The sequence below is a fragment of the Catonella sp. genome, assembly GCF_052173895.1.
Taxonomy (GTDB): Bacteria; Bacillota; Clostridia; order Lachnospirales; family Lachnospiraceae; genus Catonella.
The window spans coordinates 1-20230 of the sequence record NZ_JBQMXS010000013.1 but is presented as its reverse complement, the minus strand read 5'-3'; the positions used below and the strand labels follow the sequence as shown (position 1 = coordinate 20230).

The window sequence follows — 20230 nt, the reverse complement described above, 5'->3', positions numbered from 1 at the left end:
TTTCACTATTTCTTTTTATTAAGCTTTCTTTTTCTTATATACGGCAGTACCTATAACTACAGTTACAGGGATAGTTATAATAAGACCTATGCTACCTGCCATGGCTCTAATTATCTCTGTGGCAATAGAATCCAGATTGATTATTTCCACAAATCTAATTTTGTAAACTATAAATAAAATAATCAAATGTAAGGTAGTACCTACATACGCAAGGATTAGAGTATTTGACATAGAGCCCATCATGTCTTTACCTATATTCATGCCTGAAATTATCATATTTTTTTTACTTATATTTTTATCAAGGTAATTTATCTCGTAAAGTGCAGAGGCTATGGATATGGCAACATCCATAATTGCTCCTATTGCACCTATAAGAATAGTTCCAAAAAGTATTCCCTTATAATCTAGGTTTCTAAAGTGTGGTATATAAGCAAGGCTTATGGAACTGTCATCTGCAAGCCCTGTAAGATGTGCAAAATTTCCAAACACAAAGGCTAAAATGCCTGAAATTATTACTCCGAGCGAGGTGCCGATTATAGCTACAATAGTTTTGATATTCTTTCCACTTATAATAATAAGAGTTATTATAACTACAGGTATGGAGATGCCAAGTGAAGCTAGGATAGGATTTACACCTCTTATTATAAGAGGAATGTAACCAAAAAATATCATTGTTACAGCTATAACAAGTGAAATAAGGGTTTTAAGCCCATTTAACCCACCGATAATTAAGAGCAGGGCTACGAATAGACCTACAATCAGATAAACTTGAGTATCCCTTACTTTTTCCTGTATTTTTACGGTTTCTATTTTGCCATCATCTTCTGTTGCACGTACTAAAAGCGTGTCACCTGCTTTGAAAATATAATATCCGGGCATTATTCTTTCAATAGTATGTCTTATGGTAAGGGTTTCTCCCTTATGGTTTCCATCAAGTATTTCCACTTTAAGATGCTGGTATCTTATATCAGCCTCTAAAGAAACATTTCTTTTTTCGTTGGTATCATCATATTCTATATCAAGAACTTTTACCTTGAAAATGATGTAATCTGTATCTTCCATAGCCTGACTATAATAATTTCTTATGTCCTTATCAGAGGAAAGTTCATCTGCATAAGTTATTAAATTTGTAAAGGAAAAGAGGGTAAAGGTAATAAAAATCAAGGATAGGGCAAAGGTATAAAATTTATTCATATATAAATCCTTTATTAGTTTTTTTGATTAACTTATACGATAACAGAACATATAAATAAACTCAAGTAGCAGATAATATTTTTTGTATAAAGTATATATTATTTACAAAATAAACAATAAAATCAATAAAAAGTAACTAAATTAAGACATATGTGTATTGAAAAAAATATGATAATCAAGTAAAATTTAAATGAAATTATTCGTAAATAATCAAATTATTTGGAATAATTAGGGTTTAGTCATATTTAAAATATATTTATTAGGAGGGTTTACTATGAGAATGAAAAAAGTCCTATCACTTGCACTTGCAGGAGCTTTAGTCTGTACGGGCACAGCTTCTGTATGGGCTGCAAATGCATCTAAGCAGGAGATAAAGCTTAGAGAGGCAAAGTTATTTACAGATGCTGTAAAAACCACAGAAAATGGCAAGCTTACAAAAGGAGATGCCGTAGTTATGGTATTAAATGCTCTTGGCTATAAAGAGGATGTAAATACCAAAGAGGATTATACTAAACTCAATCCTTTTGCTGATGCATCCGGTGAGTATAAGGGATATCTTGGTCTAGCTTGTGATTTGGGATTTGTTCAGAAAGCTGACAAATTCTACGAAAAAGAAGAAATAACAAAGAGAAAACTCTTAGAAATGGTATTAAGAGCATTGAACTATAAAGATGCCTATACTGATACAGATAATCTTGCTGTAAAGCAGGGACTTGTGGATGAGAGTGATTATATTGATTATACTGTTACAAAGGCTGAGGCAGCAAAAATTATCTTAAACAGCTTAAATGCTGAGCTTGGTGATGGAACTAAGACAAAATTTGGTGAGTATCTTGTAAAGAGTGGTATTCTTTCAGAGGATAAGCTGGCTACACTTGGAGTTAAAGCGGCTGTAAAGGATAAAGAAGATGTACATATTCTTTATTTTAACGACTTCCATGGTAATATTACCGAGGAAGTAACAGGCAAAAAGCGTAATATGGGTATGGCTAAGATGGTAGGTTATGTAAATGAATTTAAGGCGACCCATCCAAATACAATAGTGCTTTCAGGTGGAGACAGTTATCAGGGAACAGCTGATTCTAACCTTACTTTTGGTAAGCCTGTAACTGCAATGATGAAGGGTATGAATATGGTAGCCTCTGCAGTAGGAAACCATGAATTTGATTGGGGCTATGAGAAAATTGAGGGCTGGGCAAAGGATGGAAACTTTAAATATCTTGCATCCAACATTTATGAAAAAAAGACCAATAAACCTGTAAAATGGGCTAAACCATATATGATAGTTAAAAAAGCAGGTATTAATATTGGTATAATCGGACTTGCACATCCTGATACTCCGTCTCTTTCTAAGACTGAGTATGTAGAGAACTTTGAGTTCAGAGATCCTGTAGTAGCTGCAAATGAATGGGTAAAATATCTTAAAGACGGTAAGGCTAAAGAAGGAAAAGCTGACGTAGTGATAGCTCTTACCCATATTGATTCAGATCAGGATTTTGAAACAAAGGAAATTACAGGTAATGCAACTAAGCTTGCAAACGAAGTAAAGGGACTTGATTTGGTACTTTCTGCACATTCGCATAGAAGTGTAATTGGTAAGGTAAACAATGTGCCTATTCTTCAGGCTTATTGCTATGGTCGTGCAGTTGGACATGTAACTTTAGATGTAGATAAGAAGGTTACTTCTAAAAAGGTAAAGGTAAAAGTTAAGACAAAGGCTGATAAAAAGAAAGCTGTTAAGAAGTCTAAATACAAGATTGTTAAAAAGACTACCTACAAGGTAAAAGATATTGCAACAAAACTTTATGATGCAAATACCATAAAGGATAAGATAATTAAGAGTGCAGAGGCTGATGATTTCTATAACAAACTTCAGGCTGAGATAGCAGACGAGAAGAATAAAGTATTGGGTGAGGCTACAGAGGCATTTACACATAACAGAGGTGATAAAGGAACTGTGACTCTTCTTGGAAGATGGGCTTGTGAGGTTATGGCAGAGGAAGCTAAGGCTCAGATTGCTATCCAGAATGGTGGTGGTTTAAGACGTACTATGGAAAAAGGTAAGATTACAATGGGTGATTTATATGAGATTATGCCATTTGATAACTACCTTACATCTATGGACTTAAAAGGTAAGGACATAAAGAAGGCTATTGACCATGGTATTGATATGCCAAGCACAACAGATGGTGCTTTCAGTGGGCTTATAGTTGAGTATGACGGAACTAAGCCTTATGGAAGTAAGATAACCAAGATTACACTTTCAGATGGTACTCCTCTTGAGGATGAAAAGACTTACAGAGTTGTAACTAATGACTTTGTATTCGGTAAAGGTGATGGTTATGATTTCAGCGGTGCTACCAATGTAAGTATGACTATTCCAATCAGAGACGTACTTGTGGCTGCAATAGAGAAAGCTAAAACAATCACACCTAAGAAGGTTGATTATATTAAAGATATATCCAAATAAAATTTAGTAATAGTTAGTTTTGTGATTTATAAAAAACATATTTTAGCGGAGTAGCTTAGGTTGCTCCGTTTTTTTACATTTATTGTAATAATAAGTCTATAAAAAATAACACAAAATAATAATTTGAAAATTAATTTATATAAAACACTTGACAAATTATTTTAATGATGATATTATTTCACTCAGATATAAGAAATGAAATGATAAATAAATGACAACCTTATATCTTAGACAGGAGATGATTATTTGAAAAAGAGTGTATACAGTCTGGTACTTATGGACGATGTGGTTGAGGCGATAGACAGGCTGGCTTATGAGAGAAATACCAACCGTTCCAATCTTATTAACCAGATACTTGCAGAAAGTGTAAATTTTGTTACCCCGGAGATGAGGATGAGGGGCATATTTGCACAGCTTGAAAATATGCTTTCAGAGAGCTGTTATCAGATACTTGACAGGTCATCGGACTCCATGTTTGCCTTAAGAAGTCAGGTTAGGTATAAGTACCGTCCAGTGGTAAATTATACGATTGAGCTGTTTAGAGAGCCTAAAGACATAGTAGGTAGGCTTAAGGTTTCGTTTAGAACAAGCAGTCGAAACTTTATAGAGGCAGTAGAAGAGTTTTTTACGAGATGGATGCATATGGAAGATGAGTATTTGAGCAAGGTTCATAAAGAAGGAACACCGGCAGAATTTGAAAATGCAAAGTATGTCAGGGGATTTTTAAGAGTATCCGAGAACAATGAGCTTAGCGAAAATGAGATTGCATCAGCCATAGGAGAATATATTAAGGTGCTTGATAAATGTATTAAATTTTATTTTGAGCATCTCCACGATGAAGAATTAATAGAAAACATGATTCATACTTCTTACAGGAATTATCTTGAAAGTGGTGTGTATGTAGCATAAGGAGGCAATATGAATACTTCAAAACTTACAGCAAAATCAGTAGAAACTCTGGAAGAGGCGAAGAATCTTGCCGGAGTAAACAGCAACCCTTACATAGAGGAATCGCATATTTTATATGCGTTGCTTACGCAGGAGTCGGGGCTTATAGGTGGACTTATCACTAAGATGGGTAAATCTCTTCCAAATCTTGTAGCAGAAACAAAACATATAATTGACGGTCTTCCTAAGGTAACGGGGGATATAAATGGAGAGGTTTACATTTCAAATGAAACCAATATGGCTCTTAATGAGGCTGAAAACTTAGCGATTAAGATGAAAGATGAGTACATATCCGTAGAACATCTTATGTTAGGCCTTATTAAAAAACCTGAGAGAAAGCTTAAAGAACTGTTTGAAACATTTAATTTGACTGAAAAAGATTTTATGAGGGTACTTATGGAGGTGAGGGGCAATCAGAGAGTGACCGGTCAGAATCCTGAAGATACCTACAATGTACTTGAAAAATATGGTCAGGACTTAGTGGAACTTGCAAGAAATAATAAACTTGACCCGGTAATAGGCAGGGATGATGAAATTAGGAATGTAATTCAGATTCTTTCAAGAAAAAGGAAAAACAATCCTGTACTTATAGGTGAGCCGGGTGTAGGTAAGACTGCAATAGCAGAGGGCTTGGCACTTAGAATTGTAAAAGGCGATGTACCGCAGGGACTTAAAGACAGGAAGATATTTTCGCTTGATTTGGGAGCATTGGTAGCAGGTGCAAAGTATAGAGGTGAATTTGAAGAAAGGCTTAAAGCTGTACTTAATGAGATAAAGAAGTCTGAGGGTGAAATCATTCTCTTCATTGACGAACTTCATACCATAGTCGGAGCAGGAAAGAGCGATGGTGCTATGGATGCAGGAAACCTCTTAAAACCTATGCTTGCAAGGGGTGAACTTCATTGTATAGGTGCGACTACCCTCGATGAATACAGGGAATACATTGAAAAGGATGCGGCTCTTGAGAGAAGATTTCAGCCTGTACTTGTGGATGAGCCTACGGTGGCTGATACAATATCTATACTTAGAGGACTTAAGGAGAGGTACGAGGTCTTCCATGGTGTTAAAATTCAGGATGCGGCTCTCATAGCTGCAGCTACGCTTTCGCATAGATATATTTCAGACAGATTTCTTCCTGATAAGGCTATTGACCTTGTAGATGAGGCTTGTGCGCTTATCAGGACGGAGATGGACTCTATGCCGGCTGAAATGGATGATATAGCAAGAAAGATAATGCAGCTTGAAATAGAAGAGGCAGCTCTTAAGAAAGAAGAAGATAAATTAAGTCAGGCTCATCTTGAAGATATTAGAAAGGAACTGGCTGACCTTCGTGAAAACTTTAATGAAATGAAGGCAAGATGGGAAAATGAGAAAGAAAGCATAGGCAAGGTACAGAGACTTCGTGAGGAGATAGGAGAGGTAAATGCTCTTATAGAAAAGGCTGAAAGGGAGTATGACTTAAATAAGGCGGCAGAGCTTAAATATGGAAGGCTTCCTGACCTTAAGGCTGCACTTGAAAAAGAAGAAAAACTTGCAGAGGAAAATGCAGATAAGGTTTCTAATAGCTTATTAAGAGACCATGTTAGTGAGGAGGAAATCTCAAGAATAGTAGGAAGATGGACAGGTATCCCTATAACTCGTCTTATGCAGGGAGAGAGGGAGAAACTTCTTAATATGGAAGGAATACTCCATGAAAGGGTTGTAGGACAGGATGAGGCGGTAACCAAGGTATCTGAGGCAATACTTCGTTCTAGAGCAGGTATAAAAGATCCTGATAAGCCGGTAGGTTCTTTCCTCTTCCTTGGTCCTACGGGTGTGGGTAAGACTGAGCTTGCTAAGGCTCTTGCACAGTCACTCTTTGATGATGAGAAAAATCTTGTAAGAATAGATATGAGTGAGTACATGGAGAAATATTCAGTGAGCAGGCTGATAGGAGCGCCTCCGGGATATGTAGGTTATGAGGAGGGTGGACAGCTTACAGAGGCTGTTAGGAGAAAACCTTATTCAGTAGTGCTTTTTGATGAAATAGAAAAGGCTCACCCTGATGTGTTTAATGTGCTGTTACAGGTACTTGATGATGGACGGGTTACAGATTCTCAGGGACGTACTGTTGACTTTAAGAATACTATAATCATCCTTACTTCAAATCTCGGTTCGATGCATATACTGGAGGGAATTAAGGATGATGGAGAGATTGCTAAAGAAGCCATAGATAGTGTGAATGAGCTTTTGAAGGCGAGTTTCAGACCGGAGTTTCTTAATAGGCTTGATGAGATAGTATTTTACAAGCCTTTACAGAAGGAAAATATAGGAAAGATAGTTGACCTTATGTTGGCTGACTTAAGGTATAGGCTTTCAGGTAAAAATCTTTTGCTTGAAATTACAGAATCAGCTAAGAACTACATAATAGAAAAAGGATATGACCCTAACTATGGAGCAAGACCTCTTAAGAGACTTATTCAGTCTGAGGTTGAAACCCTGATTGCAAGAGAAATAATAAAGAAAGATATAGCAGCGGGAAGTACTCTCAAGGTGGATGAGGCAGGAGGGAGGCTTACAGTTACGGAATAGGGTTGAGTTAATTTCTTCTTAAATACGAAAGAGCTGTTACTCATTATATTTGTGAGATTAACAGCTCTTTTATACTTAACTTCTAAGTCTTACTCCGTCAAAATGTATTCTGGCTCGGATATAATCATCTATCATTTTTATATTACCGTCTTGAGATGGCTCATTAGCTACAAGGTCAAGAGAGGCAGCCATATTATTAATCATTGACTCAGTTGCTATCCCTGAAATTGCTTTTAGTATATTTCGTTTTTTTGAAAAATCATCTTCATCAAGAAATTCCATAAAAAGTGCTTGAGCTTTTTTTAACTGTTCGTCTTCGTTAAAAATAAGGGTTTTTATTGAAATTGAAGAATTTAAATCTTCAGTCTTTTTGGAGCATTGTAGCGTTTCGGGGAGGGTGGTATGCTTGGGACTTTCTGAAACAGCAGTTTTTTCTACTAATTTTACTTTAGTAAATCTATATCTTTCTTTTGAGTCTGGATATTTGGTCTTATCCACATCGCTAAGGAACATACTAAGAGGCCTTGCGTATATGCCAAAATCGCCATAAAGAGCCTGATATACTACTAATATTTCTCTTGTTTCGCTATGTGTGGCTATGCTTAATATTTGATATAAATTCCCTTTAAAATGTCTATATATTTCAAAAGGTTTAGGCATCTGTCTTTCAATATTTTCCATTCATAATTCTCCTTACAAATAATTAGCTAGATTGTATCATAGTGTGCTGCTTACTGTCTAGTGGAGAAGGTTTAGTAGTTATGTGGTTTGTACCATTTTAACTACTTAGTGGCAAAACATATAACAGGTAATTACTAAAATATATAGGCTAAAGGTCTGGTTAGGCTTGACAGTTATCTCTGCACTGGCATATAATAGTGACCGTTGTTATTAAAAGATAAGATCCAATTAATTTGTAAAAGAGTGAACGAACAAATGTGAGTTAAAAAGGAGGAAATCAAACAAAATGAAAAAGAAACAGCTTTTAAGTGCTCTTCTTGCAGGATTTATGGCGATTACGCTTACAGCCTGTGGAGGTAATTCGGTTTCAACAGAAGGAACCTCATCAAGTGCTGCAAATTCGTCTACATCAAGTACAGCAAGTGTTGCTTCAGGAAGTACATCAGCTAGTGCAGAGGGTACACCGGTTGATGGAGGACAGCTTATAATTGGTGATGGTACACAGTCAAATGGTGATATTTATCCATATTGGACGAATAATGTATCTGATAACAGTGTGTACAAACTCACATCAGGTTATGATACCATAGTAGTAAACAGACATGGTAAGTTTGTAGTGGATCCACAGGCTGTTAAAGAAAAGACCGATACAAAAAATGATGACGGCTCAGTTACAACTACATTTAAACTTCAGGAAGATCTGAAGTGGAGCAATGGTGAGCCTATCACTGCTAAGGACTATGTATTCCGTATACTTTATTTCTCACATCCTGTACTTTTAGAAATGGGAGCTACTGATAATTCTGAAGGTTTAAAATTCGTAGGTTTTGCTGATTATAATTCAGGAAAGTCTAAGGTATTTAAGGGTGTAAGGCTTTTAGGAGATTATGAGTTTTCAGTTACAATAAATAAGGACTATCTTCCAAACTATTATCAGGACGCACTTTCAGCAGCAGGAGCAGGCTATATGAAGGGATGGCTTCCTGAAGGCTATGATATAAAGGATGACGGAGAGGGTGCTTACTTTACTAAAGAGTTAAAGGCTAAAGAGATTAAGAAACAGGCTGATGAATATCGTTTTAATATGACTGCTTTCTCAGGCCCATATATGAAAGAAAAGTATGATGAGACTTCAAATACATATACACTTGTGAAGAATCCTAACTATAAGGGTAATTATGAAGGTGTTAAGCCACATATTGATACTATTATTTATAAGTTTGTTCAGAGTGAAACAAAGATGGATGAGCTTGCTACAGGCGGTGTAGATATCCTTGTAAAGATGGGTGAGGCAGATGATATTAACTCAGGTATGGATCTTGTGGATAAGGGTACACATAGCTATGTAGACTATGCTCGTAACGGATATGGAAAGCTGGTACTTGTTTGCGATAGAGGGCCTACACAGTATGCAGAAGTTCGCCATGCTATAGCTTATCTTCTTGACAGAAATGAATTTGCAAAGACGTTAACAGGTGGACATGGAAGTGTGGTTAACGGTTATTATGGTATAGCTCAGTGGATGGTAGAGGAAAGAGAAGATGATATTGGAAAACTCAATCAGTATAACTTCTCCGTAGAAAAGGCTGTTGAAGAGCTTGAAAAGGCCGGATTTACAGTAGATAAGGATGGAAAGCCATATAAGAGCGGACTTCGTTATAAGAAACTTGAAGATGGTAAGCTTATGCCGCTTACAATTAATTTGTGTTCATCTGAGAACAACCCTGTATCAGACCTTCTTGCTACTAAACTTGTAAATAGTGAGGATGTAAAGAGGGCAGGTATGGAGATTAAGCAGAGCATGGTTACCTTTAATGAGCTTATTGAGAACTATGAACAGCGTAAGAAGAATGACTACAATATGTACAGTATGGGAGTAGGCTTTAATGTGATTTATGAGCCGCAGCAGCCGTTTGAAATTGGAAATCCACAGAATTATAATAGAATTTCAGATGAAGAACTTGCAAAACTTGCAAAAGAGCTTAACCTTGTAGATCCTGAAAATGAAGAAGAGTATCTTGATAGGTTTGTAGCTTTCCAAAAGAGATGGAATGAGCTTCTTCCTGACCTTCCTCTTTATTCAAATCAGTATCATGACTTCTTTAACAGCAAGTTAAAAGGTTATGAAGGAATAAAGGATGCAATCTGGGATATAACTTCACAGCTTACATATTGCTGGATTCAGGAATAAAAAATATTATAAGTATAAATGGTTAGATTCTAAATTGAGTCTAACCATTTTTATATTTTGGAATAGTAGATATGAAAAAAAGTGATAGTGTACGCATAGGCTTGACAATTGTCTTTATGCTGACATATAATAGTCACTATCATTTTTGTATGATGAAGAGATTAAGAAGAGGAGGATACAAAATGAAAAAGAAAAGAATTTTAAGCTTGTTTCTTGCAGGTGTGATGGCTGTTTCACTTACAGCTTGTGGAGATGGCTCCGCCTCAACTGAGGGCAGTGCATCAAGTACAGGTTCAAGTGCATCAACTACATCATCGAGTACAGCCAGTGCATCATCAAGTGCATCAAGTACAGCTAGTGCAGAGGGTACACCGGTTGATGGAGGACAGCTTATAATTGGTGATGGCACACAGTCAAATGGTGATATTTATCCATATTGGACAAATAATGGATCAGACTATGCTGTATATCAGCTTACAACAGGTTGCAGCACAATTGAAATTGATAAGAATGGTAAGTATGTAGTTAATCCACAGGCAGTTAAAGAAAAGAATGATGTTAAAAACAGTGATGGAACAGTAACTACCACATTTAAACTTCAGGAAGATATGAAGTGGAGTAATGGAGAGCCTATTACAGCTAAGGACTATGTATTCCGTATACTTTATTTCTCTTCACCTGTAATTGCAAATATGGGAGCAACAGATAATACAGCAGGTTCCGATCTTGACGGCTTTACAGCATATAATGAAGGTAAGGATAAGGTATTTAAGGGAGTAAGACTTTTAGGAGATTATGAATTTTCTATAACAATAGCTAAAGAAAAACTTCCAAACTACTATCAGGATGCGATGGCAGGTTTTTCACCTGCTTTCATGAAGGGCTGGTTGCCTGATGGTTATGATATAAAGGATGATGGTAAGGGTGCTTATTTTAGTAAGGAAATGAAGGTTAAGGAACTTCAGAAGAAGGCTGATGATTTCCGTTTTAATATGGATGCTTTTTCAGGTCCTTATATGAGAGAAAAATATGATGAGACTTCAAACACATATACACTTGTAAAGAATCCTAACTACAAGGGCAATTATGAAGGACAGAAGCCTTATATTGATACAGTTATCTATAAATATGTACAGCCTGAGACTCAGATGGATGAGCTTGCAACAGGTGGTGCAGATATTCTTCTTCACATGGGTGGAGCGGATGAGATTAACTCAGGTATGGATCTTGTAGAAAAGGGAACACATGGCTATGTATCATATCCTCGTAACGGTTATGGTCAACTTGTATTTGTATGCGACAGAGGACCTACACAGTTTACAGAGGTTCGTCATGCAATAGCTTATCTTCTTGATAGAAATGAGTTTGCAAAGACATTTACAGGTGGACATGGTAGTGTAGTTAATGGTTACTATGGTTTAGCTCAGTGGATGGTTGAGGAAAGAGAAGATGAGATTGGTGCTCTTAACCAGTACAGTTTCTCAGTAGATAATGCAATTGCAGAACTTGAAAAGGCAGGATTTACACTTGATAAAGACGGTAAGCCATATAAGAGCGGACTCCGTTACAAGAAACTCGATGATGGTAAACTTATGCCTCTTACAATTAACTGGTGTTCATCAGATAGCAGCCCTGTATCAGCTCTCCTTGCTACAAAGCTTGCTAATAGTGATGATGTGAAGAAAACCGGTATGGAGATTAAGCAGAGTACAGTTACTTTCAATGAACTTATACAGAATTATGAACAGCAGAAGAAGAATGACTTCAATATGTACAATATGGGAACAGGTTTCACTTCAGTTTATAATCCTGAGTTTGCATTTGCTATCGGAAATCCTCAGAACCACAATAGAATTTCAGACAAAGAACTTGCAAAACTTGCTAAGAATCTTAATCTTGTAGATCCTTCAGATTCAGAAGAGTATCTTAACAGATTCGTAGCTTTCCAGCAGAGATGGAATGAACTTCTTCCTGATCTTCCTCTTTATTCAAATCAGTATCATGACTTCTTTAACAGCAAGTTAAAAGGTTATGAAGGAATAAAGGATGCAATCTGGGATATAACATCACAGATTAACTATTGTTGGATTCAGCAGTAAAAATGATGATTTGAAACAAATTATCAGCATATAGAAGGAATTTAAGTCCGAGGACATTGCTTTCTCGGACTTATTTCCTATTATTATACTTGAAAAAAAGTGTGTATTATTGTATACTAGAATGCAGTCTTCTGTTTACTGCACTGAGGATGGAGTCCGTCCTATATGCAGTGGGCAGAAATATATTACAATTATTTATGAAATATTTTGAATAATAATGCAAGTCTTTATAGTTAATATACATAAATAATTGGCAAATTTATTACAATGAAAGCAGGTAGGGAGTATGCTAAAGTATATTACAAAGCGTTTGCTGTACATGGTTTTTGTATTTTTTACCATGTCAGTTTTAATTTTTGCCTTGTACAATGCCATTCCGGGAGATCCGGCTATGATGCAGGTGGCTAGTCAGAGAGATAAGCTTAAACCGGAACAGTTTGAAAAGATTTATCAAAATATGAGACAGCAGATGGGACTTGATGATCCGGCTCCGGTAAGGTATGGAAAATGGATAAAGTCGGTAGTTACATTGAAGTTTGGTGATTCGATAATATATAAAAAACCGGTTACAAAGGTTATAGCAGAGCCTATGAAGAATACGATTTTTCTGAATTTGATGGTAACATTTTTTGCTCTGGGAATAACTATACCGCTAGGTATATATTGTGCGGTCAAGAAGTTTTCAAAATTTGATACGGCGGTGCAAGTCCTAACCATTGTCGGGTACAGTCTGCCGGTATTTATATTTGCGCTTATTATTATTTACTTTTTTGCAGTGCAGCTTAGATGGTTCCCTGTTTCGGGTATGAATACGCCAAATATTTCAGGCAGTGCTATGGTGCTGTTTTTGGATAGGGTAAAATACATGGTTTTACCTACTATGGTTCTTACACTTGCATCTCTTGGCGGAATGACAAGGTATGTAAGGGCTGCTATGATAGATTCACTTCGTATGGATTACATCAGAACAGCAAGAGCAAAGGGACTTACTGAAAGAGTTGTTATATATTCTCATGCTTGGAGAAATGCCCTTCTTCCTATAATTACCCTTATTATAAGTTGGTTTATTGCTATATTCTCAGGCTCAATTATTACTGAGTCAATATTTGCCTTAAACGGTATGGGAAAGATTTACCTTAAGGCTCTTAACGGACTTGATTATAATCTTGCAATGGGTGTTCAGATGTTTTATATAGTAGTTTCCCTTGTAGGAAACTTAATCATTGACCTTAGTTACGGTATAGTTGACCCTCGTGTAAGAATAGCTAAATAGTAAGGAGGAGAAGATGTCAGAAAAAAATAATAAGAAAAAACACGCCTCCCTTCTTGCGAGGCTGTTTATGCCAAGAAATGGTATAGAAGAGAAAGATATAGATATATTTAAGGAAGAGCAGATGCAGTCACCTGGACGGACAGTTATTAAAAACTTTATTTCTAATAAGCTGTCTATGACAGGTCTAATTGTTTTTGTCTGTATATTTTTATTTGTAATTATTGGTCCTATATTCTTTGTACAGGATCTTTCTTATGAGGAGAGTACACAGATTAACCTTGCACCCGGACTTGATATGATGGATATCCCAAAGGGGCTACAGGGTAAGGTAGAAGACATAGCTATCGGATCAAGTTTCTCTGTAGGAGTAAGTAAGACCGGTGGGCTTTACATCTGGGGCAAGACACAGGTACTTCCTACTATTAACCTTAAGGATCTTCCAAAGGGGATAAAGGGTAAGAAGTTTGTTAAGGTGGCAGCAGGAATTGACCATGTAGTTGCACTTACAGATCAGAATGAATTAATTGCCTGGGGAAATAAGAGACTTAAGCAGATTGATATTAATCCCGACATTAAATTTGACGGTGGTAAAATAGTTCAGCTTATAGCCGGTTATCAGATTACCGGTGTAGTTATGGACAATGGAAATGCCTATCTCTTTGGTAATACTTCTTTAAATGATGCTAAGATAAGGCGTAAGTATCAGGGAGAAATTACAAAACTTGCATTTACCTCAGATGCCCTTATAGCACTTACAAAGGCTGGCGATGTAGTGTATATGGGCTCTAATGATTCTTCTGTATCTAAGATTCCGGAAGGATTAAAGGACGGTAGTGTCAAAGATATAGCAACATCAGGATTCACAGCAGCGGCACTTAAAAATGATGGTTCCGTAGTGGTTTGGGGTAACTTAAAGAATAATGAGGATAAGATACCTGAAACTAAGTCAAAGGTAGTTTCTATTCAGGGTGGTCGCTATCATTATACAGCAGTTTTAGAAGATGGTTCAGTAATTGCTTGGGGCAAAAATAATTTTGGTCAGGCAAGTGTACCTTCGATAAAGGGAGTTAAAAAGGTATTCTCAGGTGCATATCAGAATTATGCTATAACAAAAGATGGTAAAGTAACTACTTTTGGACTTAAAGGATATCTCCTTGGTACAGATGAGCTTGGAAGAGATTTGCTTAATCGTATTGTAAATGGTGGTAGGATGACTATGACCATGGGTGCGGTTTCAGTTGTAATATCCGTATTTATAGGTGTTATTATTGGTGGTGTATCAGGTTTCTTTGGAGGAACAGTAGATATTCTACTTCAGAGACTTACAGAAATGGTATCATCTATTCCGTTCCTTCCGTTTGCTATGATTCTTTCTTCCATAGTGGGAGGTAAGTTACCAGAAGGTGCCAGAATATTTATGATAATGGTTATTCTAGGTGTGCTTTCTTGGACAGGTCTTGCAAGGCTTGTAAGGGCACAGGTACTTGCAGAGAGAGAACAGGAGTTTGTTACAGCTGCAAGAGCAATGGGTATTAAGGAACTTACAATAGTATTTAAGCATATAATTCCAAATGTAATTTCAGTTATTATAGTTACAGCTACTCTTGACTTTGCAACCTGTATGCTTACAGAGTCTTCACTTTCCTTCTTGGGATTTGGTGTTGCACTTCCAAGACCTACTTGGGGAAATATGCTTAATGGCTGTATTAACTCAGTAGTTATTAAGAGCTTTTGGTGGAGATGGGTATTTCCATCAATCTTACTCGGTGTATGCTGTATTTGTATTAACCTTGTAGGTGATGGTTTAAGAGATGCTATTGATCCTAAGTCTAATGAAAGGTAGGTAAGAAAGGTGGAAGAAAACAAGTATTTACTTGAATTACAGGACTTAAAAACCTTCTTCACTACCAAGAAGGGTATAGTTAAGGCTGTAAACGGTGTTACCTACCATGTTGAGGCGGGTAAGACCTTGGGAGTAGTAGGAGAGAGTGGAAGTGGTAAGAGTGTTTCTGCAATGAGTATCCTTAAGCTCCTTGATGGCAATGGTAAGATTGCCGGTGGTAAGATTATATTTGATGGCAAGGATTTGGCAGGAGTATCTATAAAAGATATGTCAAAGATAAGGGGAAATGATATTTCAGTTATTTTTCAGGAGCCGATGACCAGCTTAAATCCTATATTTACAATAGAAAGACAGGTTGCAGAACCTTTCATCATTCATCAGGGAATGAGTAAAATTGAGGCTAATGCAAAGGTTGTGGAGATGCTCAGCGCAGTTAAAATTCCTAATCCTGAGGCTGTGGCAAAACAGTATCCGCATCAGCTTTCAGGTGGAATGAGGCAGAGAGTTATGATAGCTATGGCTCTTGCTTGCCAGCCTAAGCTCTTAATTGCTGATGAGCCTACTACAGCACTTGATGTTACTATCCAGGCTCAGATACTTAAACTTATGAATGAGCTTAAAAATGAGCGTGGTACATCTATTCTCTTTATTACACATGATCTTGGAGTAATAAATGAGATGGCTGATGATGTAGCTGTTATGTATTGTGGTCAGGTTGTGGAAATGGCACCTGCAAGGACAATTTTTGGTCAAGATGATTATAGTCATCCTTACACAGAAGGGCTTATGAATTCTATACCGAGGCTCGATACTCCTTCAGGTGTAAGACTTGAGGCTATACCGGGTGCAGTGCCTCATCCTCTTGATCTTCCAAAGGGCTGTAAGTTTGCCCCTCGCTGTAAATATTGTACGGAGAAATGCTTAAATGAGCAGCCTGAACTTGCGGAAGTAGAGGCAGGGCATCAGGTAAGGTGTTTCTATCCTGAAAAGGGGGCGAGAAATAATGGAAAATAATAATGAAAAGAATGTGTTACTTCATATAGAAGATTTGAAACAGTATTTCCCTATAAAAAAAGGATTTGGAGAAAAACAGCGTTATGTAAAGGCGAATGACGGTATTTCCATAGACATAAGGGAAGGCGAGACTTATGGTCTTGTTGGAGAGTCAGGCTGTGGTAAGTCTACCCTTGGGCGTGTATTATTACAGCTTTACAAACAGACAGCAGGTCGTACTATGTACTATGGAAGAAATATTGATGACCTTGCACCTGCTTATGTAGCTGAAACTCTCAAAAAAATACCTTCACTTAAAAAAACTTGGGAAAGGCTTGTGACAGAGGAAGAGGATGCTTATAAAGCAAAAGAGGCTGCAACCTCTGATGAAGAGAAGTTTGAAACTTTAGAGAAGTATAATGAGGCAGTCAGAAAAACTAAAGAGGCTTATCTTGACATAGTTGAGCTTGTAGGAGGCTTTTTTGTACTTGATGATCTTTCAGAGGTTTCAGACTTGCTTGTTAAAGAACATACTCATGCAGCAGCAATTTTTGACTCTAAGGAAAAGGAAGATTTATATCAAAAGCAGTATGATAAAAAGCCAAGAGAGGGTCTTCGTAATAAGATAGATAAACTTCGTGAAGTAAGGACAGGACAGGAGCAGGAACTTATAAAACTTCGTAAAATCTTAGATGATAAGAGGAAGGAAATCAGTTCTAATCCGGATTTTGAAAGGCATGAGGCTTTTAGGGATGGAGGAATAAATCTTGCTAAGTTAAAAGAAAATGAAATAAGAGGACTTAGAAGAGATTTACAGCTTATTTTCCAAGATCCTTATTCTTCACTTAATCCAAGAATGACAGTTGGTCAGATTATTGGTGAGGGTCTTCTTGCACACAATATTTTTACTGAAAATGATGAGAAAATGCAGGAGTATATCCTAAAAATTATGGAAGAATGTGGACTTGCTCCATATTTTATACATCGCTATCCACATCAGTTTTCAGGTGGACAGCGCCAGCGTATAGGTATTGCTCGTTCGCTTGCACTTCGTCCTAAGTTTGTGGTATGTGATGAGGCGGTTTCGGCACTTGACGTGTCTATTCAGTCTCAGGTTATTAATCTCTTAATTGATTTGAAGGAAAAGAGTAATCTTACTTACCTTTTCATTTCACATGACCTTAGTGTAATTAAGTATATAAGTGACAGGGTTGGTGTAATGTACCTTGGAAGTATGGTAGAGGAGGCTGACACAGAAGAACTCTATGCACATCCAAGCCATCCTTATACAGAGGCTCTGCTTTCTGCAATTCCTACTACAGATGTAGACAAGGACAAGAAAGAAACTATACTTATAGAGGGAGATATTCCAAGTCCTATTAACCCTCCAAAGGGTTGTAAGTTCCATACCAGATGCCGTTACTGCACAGAGATTTGTAAGCATGTAACACCTGTATTTGAGGAGGTTGCACCGGGGCATAGAGTTGCCTGCCATCATAAACTTGGTTTATATGGAGAGAAAAAATAATGTTTTTTCAGAAAAAACTAGAACGAAGTTATGATACTCTTAGGTATCTTGGTGATGAAAAGGGAAAGGAAACTGAAGAAGAGCTTAGAGAATTTGCGAGAACTGATAGGCTTGAAGTTAAAGACATACTGGCAATGATAATCGCTGCACTTCTGGTTTTTGGTCCGGTGTTTCTTATAATCGGAATTATTATGTTTGTATTGACACTATAAAATTAGAAAAGCTCGTCTTACTGTAATGGTGAGGCGGGTTTTTTGTTTATATAGTAGAGAAATAAGATAGACAACTTAATATCAACTATAGCATAAAGCAAATTATTGACTTATAGTACCATATATAGTACTATAAAAATAAGAAGGGAAGTGATTTATTGCCAACAGTAGAAAAAATAATTGAAAAAATGAAGAGACAGGTGATTTAACAACAATAAAGCAGGAAAGTCCATTAAAGAAAGCTTATGTTGTAGATATTTTAAATAGAATAGGAGAATAGTGTAATGAATGTAAATGATTATATGAAACTGCCATATACCAGATTAGTACAGGAAATCAACGATGAAAGTGGACATTATTTTTATGGTAGAATATTGGAATTTGATGGTTGCCAAAGTACAGGAGATACACTCGAGGAATTATACGAAGGACTTAAAGAAGCTATGGAGGGTTATATAGAAGTTAAGCTTGAGAATGGTCTGGAGATACCGATACCTGAGAAAACAGAAAAATATAGTGGAAAATTTAATGTGAGATTGCCAAAATCATTGCATCAGAGGCTCTCTATTGAAGCAGAAAAAGAAGGAGTTAGTCTTAATCAGTTGGTATTGTATAAGTTGGCATTATAGCTGGTATGCTGTATAATTGTATACAAAGATACAAATAACTGTTGACAGGAAAACTTCATACATTTATACTGTAAACAGATTTTAGCCCAAATTATTCTACTGTATTATGCGGAATAAGAGGTCTGTGACCTATGGTGTGAATAATTGGGTTTTAGGATTTTTTCTTGTTATTCAAGATTAAAATTTCTTATCAGAAGGGAGAAATATTATGTCATATGTTGACGAGATATTAGTAAAAGTTAAAGAAAAGAATGCTCATGAGCCTGAATTCATACAGGCTGTTACAGAGGTGCTTGAGTCTCTCAGACCTGTTATAGAGAGTGAAGAAGATAAATATAGAAGAGATGCAATTTTAGAGAGAATGACAGAGCCTGACAGAATAATAACTTTCAGAGTTCCTTGGGTGGATGATAAGGGACAGGCTCAGGTAAATAGAGGATACAGAGTACAGTTTAATAATGCTATAGGACCATACAAGGGAGGACTTAGATTTCATCCTTCTGTAAATCAAAGTATAATCAAGTTTTTGGGTTTTGAGCAATGTTTTAAGAACTCACTTACCGGTCTTCCAATAGGAGGAGGTAAGGGTGGTTCTGACTTTGATCCTAAGGGAAAGAGTGACAGAGAGATTATGGCTTTCTGCAAGAGCTTTATTACAGAGCTTTACAAGTATATTGGTAAAGATGAAGATGTGCCGGCTGGTGATATAGGTGTAGGAGCAAGGGAAATTGGCTATATGTATGGTCAGTATAAGCGTATAACAGGACTTTATGAAGGAGTGCTTACAGGTAAGGGACTTAGTTATGGCGGTTCTCTTGCAAGAAAAGAAGCGACAGGTTATGGACTTGTATATATTACTGATGAAATGCTTAGGTCAAACGGCAAGAGCCTTGAAGGTAAGAGAGTTGTGGTATCAGGCTCAGGTAATGTGGCTATCTATGCTATACAAAAAGCCATAGAACTTGGTGCTAAGCCTGTTACAGCTTGTGATTCCACAGGCTGGGTATATGATCCGGACGGAATAGATGTAGCTGTACTTCAGGATGTAAAGGAAGTTAAACGAGCAAGGCTTACAGAGTATGTTAAGGCTAGGCCAAATGCCGAGTATCACGAGGGTAAGGGAGTATGGAGCGTGAAATGTGATATAGCTCTTCCTTGTGCAACCCAGAATGAACTTGACCTTGAAGATGCTAAAGCACTTGTAGCAAATGGCTGTTTTGCAGTATGTGAAGGAGCTAATATGCCTACAACTTTAGAGGCAACAGAATATCTTCAGAAGAACGGAGTATATTTCCTTCCGGGAAAAGCAGCTAACGCAGGTGGAGTTGCAACTTCAGCCCTTGAAATGAGCCAGAACTCAGAACGTCTTAGCTGGAGTTTTGAAGAGGTAGATGCCAAGTTAAAGGGAATTATGATAAACATCTTCCATAATCTTGATAAGGCAGCTAAGAAGTATGGTAAGGACGGCGACTATGTAGCAGGAGCTAATATCGCAGGCTTTATGAAGGTTTGTGAGGCTATGATGGCACATGGAGTGGTGTAAATTAGATTGAATAATTTAAGCACTTGTTTTAGAAAAACTTTTCTGAGGCAGGTGC

13 protein-coding genes and 2 pseudogenes are annotated in these 20230 nt (G+C 36.9%); 13 read left to right on the top strand and 2 right to left on the bottom strand.

The window, feature by feature from the left end:
* Positions 1-18 precede the first annotated feature (18 nt).
* The gene (locus ACTTG8_RS04610) at positions 19-1194 is read right to left on the bottom strand and encodes a YibE/F family protein (RefSeq protein ID WP_442560951.1); all 1176 of its coding nucleotides are present in this window, start codon (positions 1192-1194) and stop codon (positions 19-21) included.
* Positions 1195-1468: 274 nt separating this feature from the next.
* Between ACTTG8_RS04610 and ACTTG8_RS04605 the strand changes: the two genes are divergently transcribed.
* The 3 genes from ACTTG8_RS04605 (at position 1469) to clpB (ending at position 7183) form a co-directional block, all read left to right on the top strand.
* On the top strand, positions 1469-3664 hold the full coding sequence (locus ACTTG8_RS04605) for a 5'-nucleotidase C-terminal domain-containing protein (protein ID WP_442560950.1): 2196 nt from the start codon (positions 1469-1471) through the stop codon (positions 3662-3664).
* 246 nt (positions 3665-3910) lie between these two features.
* On the top strand, positions 3911-4573 hold the full coding sequence (locus ACTTG8_RS04600) for a hypothetical protein (RefSeq protein WP_442560949.1): 663 nt from the start codon (positions 3911-3913) through the stop codon (positions 4571-4573).
* A 9-nt stretch (positions 4574-4582) separates the two neighbouring features.
* Positions 4583-7183: an ATP-dependent chaperone ClpB gene (gene clpB, locus ACTTG8_RS04595; RefSeq protein ID WP_442560948.1), complete on the top strand. Its 2601-nt coding sequence runs from the start codon at positions 4583-4585 to the stop codon at positions 7181-7183.
* 75 nt (positions 7184-7258) lie between these two features.
* On the opposite strand, the gene ACTTG8_RS04590 is transcribed toward clpB, so the two are convergent.
* Positions 7259-7864 (bottom strand): DUF1653 domain-containing protein, encoded by a 606-nt coding sequence (locus ACTTG8_RS04590; protein WP_442560947.1) that lies wholly within the window; start codon positions 7862-7864, stop codon positions 7259-7261.
* 286 nt (positions 7865-8150) lie between these two features.
* Here ACTTG8_RS04590 and ACTTG8_RS04585 point away from each other — a divergent pair, with 286 nt between their 5' ends.
* The 10 genes and pseudogenes from ACTTG8_RS04585 (at position 8151) to gdhA (ending at position 20175) form a co-directional block, all read left to right on the top strand.
* Entirely contained in the window at positions 8151-10055 is a 1905-nt protein-coding gene (locus tag ACTTG8_RS04585) for an ABC transporter substrate-binding protein (RefSeq protein WP_442560946.1), read from the top strand.
* Between the two features lie 182 nt (positions 10056-10237).
* Positions 10238-12154 (top strand): ABC transporter substrate-binding protein, encoded by a 1917-nt coding sequence (locus ACTTG8_RS04580; RefSeq protein WP_442560945.1) that lies wholly within the window; start codon positions 10238-10240, stop codon positions 12152-12154.
* Between the two features lie 286 nt (positions 12155-12440).
* Positions 12441-13427, top strand: a complete 987-nt coding sequence (locus ACTTG8_RS04575) for an ABC transporter permease (protein ID WP_442560944.1) — start codon at positions 12441-12443, stop codon at positions 13425-13427.
* A 13-nt stretch (positions 13428-13440) separates the two neighbouring features.
* Positions 13441-15270, top strand: coding sequence for an ABC transporter permease subunit (locus tag ACTTG8_RS04570; protein ID WP_442560943.1), 1830 nt, complete (start codon positions 13441-13443; stop codon positions 15268-15270).
* 9 nt (positions 15271-15279) lie between these two features.
* The gene (locus ACTTG8_RS04565) at positions 15280-16284 is read left to right on the top strand and encodes an ABC transporter ATP-binding protein (protein ID WP_442560942.1); all 1005 of its coding nucleotides are present in this window, start codon (positions 15280-15282) and stop codon (positions 16282-16284) included.
* Positions 16274-16666 (top strand): annotated as a pseudogene (locus tag ACTTG8_RS04560) (ATP-binding cassette domain-containing protein); the annotation flags it as partial. The gene ACTTG8_RS04565 and the pseudogene ACTTG8_RS04560, both read left to right, overlap by 11 nt.
* 354 nt (positions 16667-17020) lie before the next feature.
* A pseudogene (locus tag ACTTG8_RS04555) lies at positions 17021-17791 on the top strand (ABC transporter ATP-binding protein); the annotation flags it as partial.
* Positions 17791-18003, top strand: a complete 213-nt coding sequence (locus ACTTG8_RS04550; RefSeq protein WP_442560941.1) for a hypothetical protein — start codon at positions 17791-17793, stop codon at positions 18001-18003. The pseudogene ACTTG8_RS04555 and the gene ACTTG8_RS04550, both read left to right, overlap by 1 nt.
* 284 nt (positions 18004-18287) lie before the next feature.
* Positions 18288-18632, top strand: coding sequence for a type II toxin-antitoxin system HicB family antitoxin (locus tag ACTTG8_RS04545; protein ID WP_442560940.1), 345 nt, complete (start codon positions 18288-18290; stop codon positions 18630-18632).
* A gap of 208 nt (positions 18633-18840) precedes the next feature.
* Positions 18841-20175: an NADP-specific glutamate dehydrogenase gene (gene gdhA / locus ACTTG8_RS04540; RefSeq protein ID WP_442560939.1), complete on the top strand. Its 1335-nt coding sequence runs from the start codon at positions 18841-18843 to the stop codon at positions 20173-20175.
* The last annotated feature ends 55 nt before the right edge of the window (positions 20176-20230 follow it).

Bases quoted from the DNA above. Each gene is read 5' to 3' on its own strand.
- ACTTG8_RS04610 (WP_442560951.1), bottom strand. From the start codon at position 1,194: ATGAATAAATTTTATACCTTTGCCCTATCCTTGATTTTTATTACCTTT.
- ACTTG8_RS04605 (WP_442560950.1), top strand. From the start codon at position 1,469: ATGAGAATGAAAAAAGTCCTATCACTTGCACTTGCAGGAGCTTTAGTC.
- clpB (WP_442560948.1), top strand. From the start codon at position 4,583: ATGAATACTTCAAAACTTACAGCAAAATCAGTAGAAACTCTGGAAGAG.
- ACTTG8_RS04590 (WP_442560947.1), bottom strand. From the start codon at position 7,864: ATGGAAAATATTGAAAGACAGATGCCTAAACCTTTTGAAATATATAGA.
- ACTTG8_RS04585 (WP_442560946.1), top strand. From the start codon at position 8,151: ATGAAAAAGAAACAGCTTTTAAGTGCTCTTCTTGCAGGATTTATGGCG.
- ACTTG8_RS04580 (WP_442560945.1), top strand. From the start codon at position 10,238: ATGAAAAAGAAAAGAATTTTAAGCTTGTTTCTTGCAGGTGTGATGGCT.
- ACTTG8_RS04575 (WP_442560944.1), top strand. From the start codon at position 12,441: ATGCTAAAGTATATTACAAAGCGTTTGCTGTACATGGTTTTTGTATTT.
- ACTTG8_RS04570 (WP_442560943.1), top strand. From the start codon at position 13,441: ATGTCAGAAAAAAATAATAAGAAAAAACACGCCTCCCTTCTTGCGAGG.
- ACTTG8_RS04550 (WP_442560941.1), top strand. From the start codon at position 17,791: ATGTTTTTTCAGAAAAAACTAGAACGAAGTTATGATACTCTTAGGTAT.
- ACTTG8_RS04545 (WP_442560940.1), top strand. From the start codon at position 18,288: ATGAATGTAAATGATTATATGAAACTGCCATATACCAGATTAGTACAG.
- gdhA (WP_442560939.1), top strand. From the start codon at position 18,841: ATGTCATATGTTGACGAGATATTAGTAAAAGTTAAAGAAAAGAATGCT.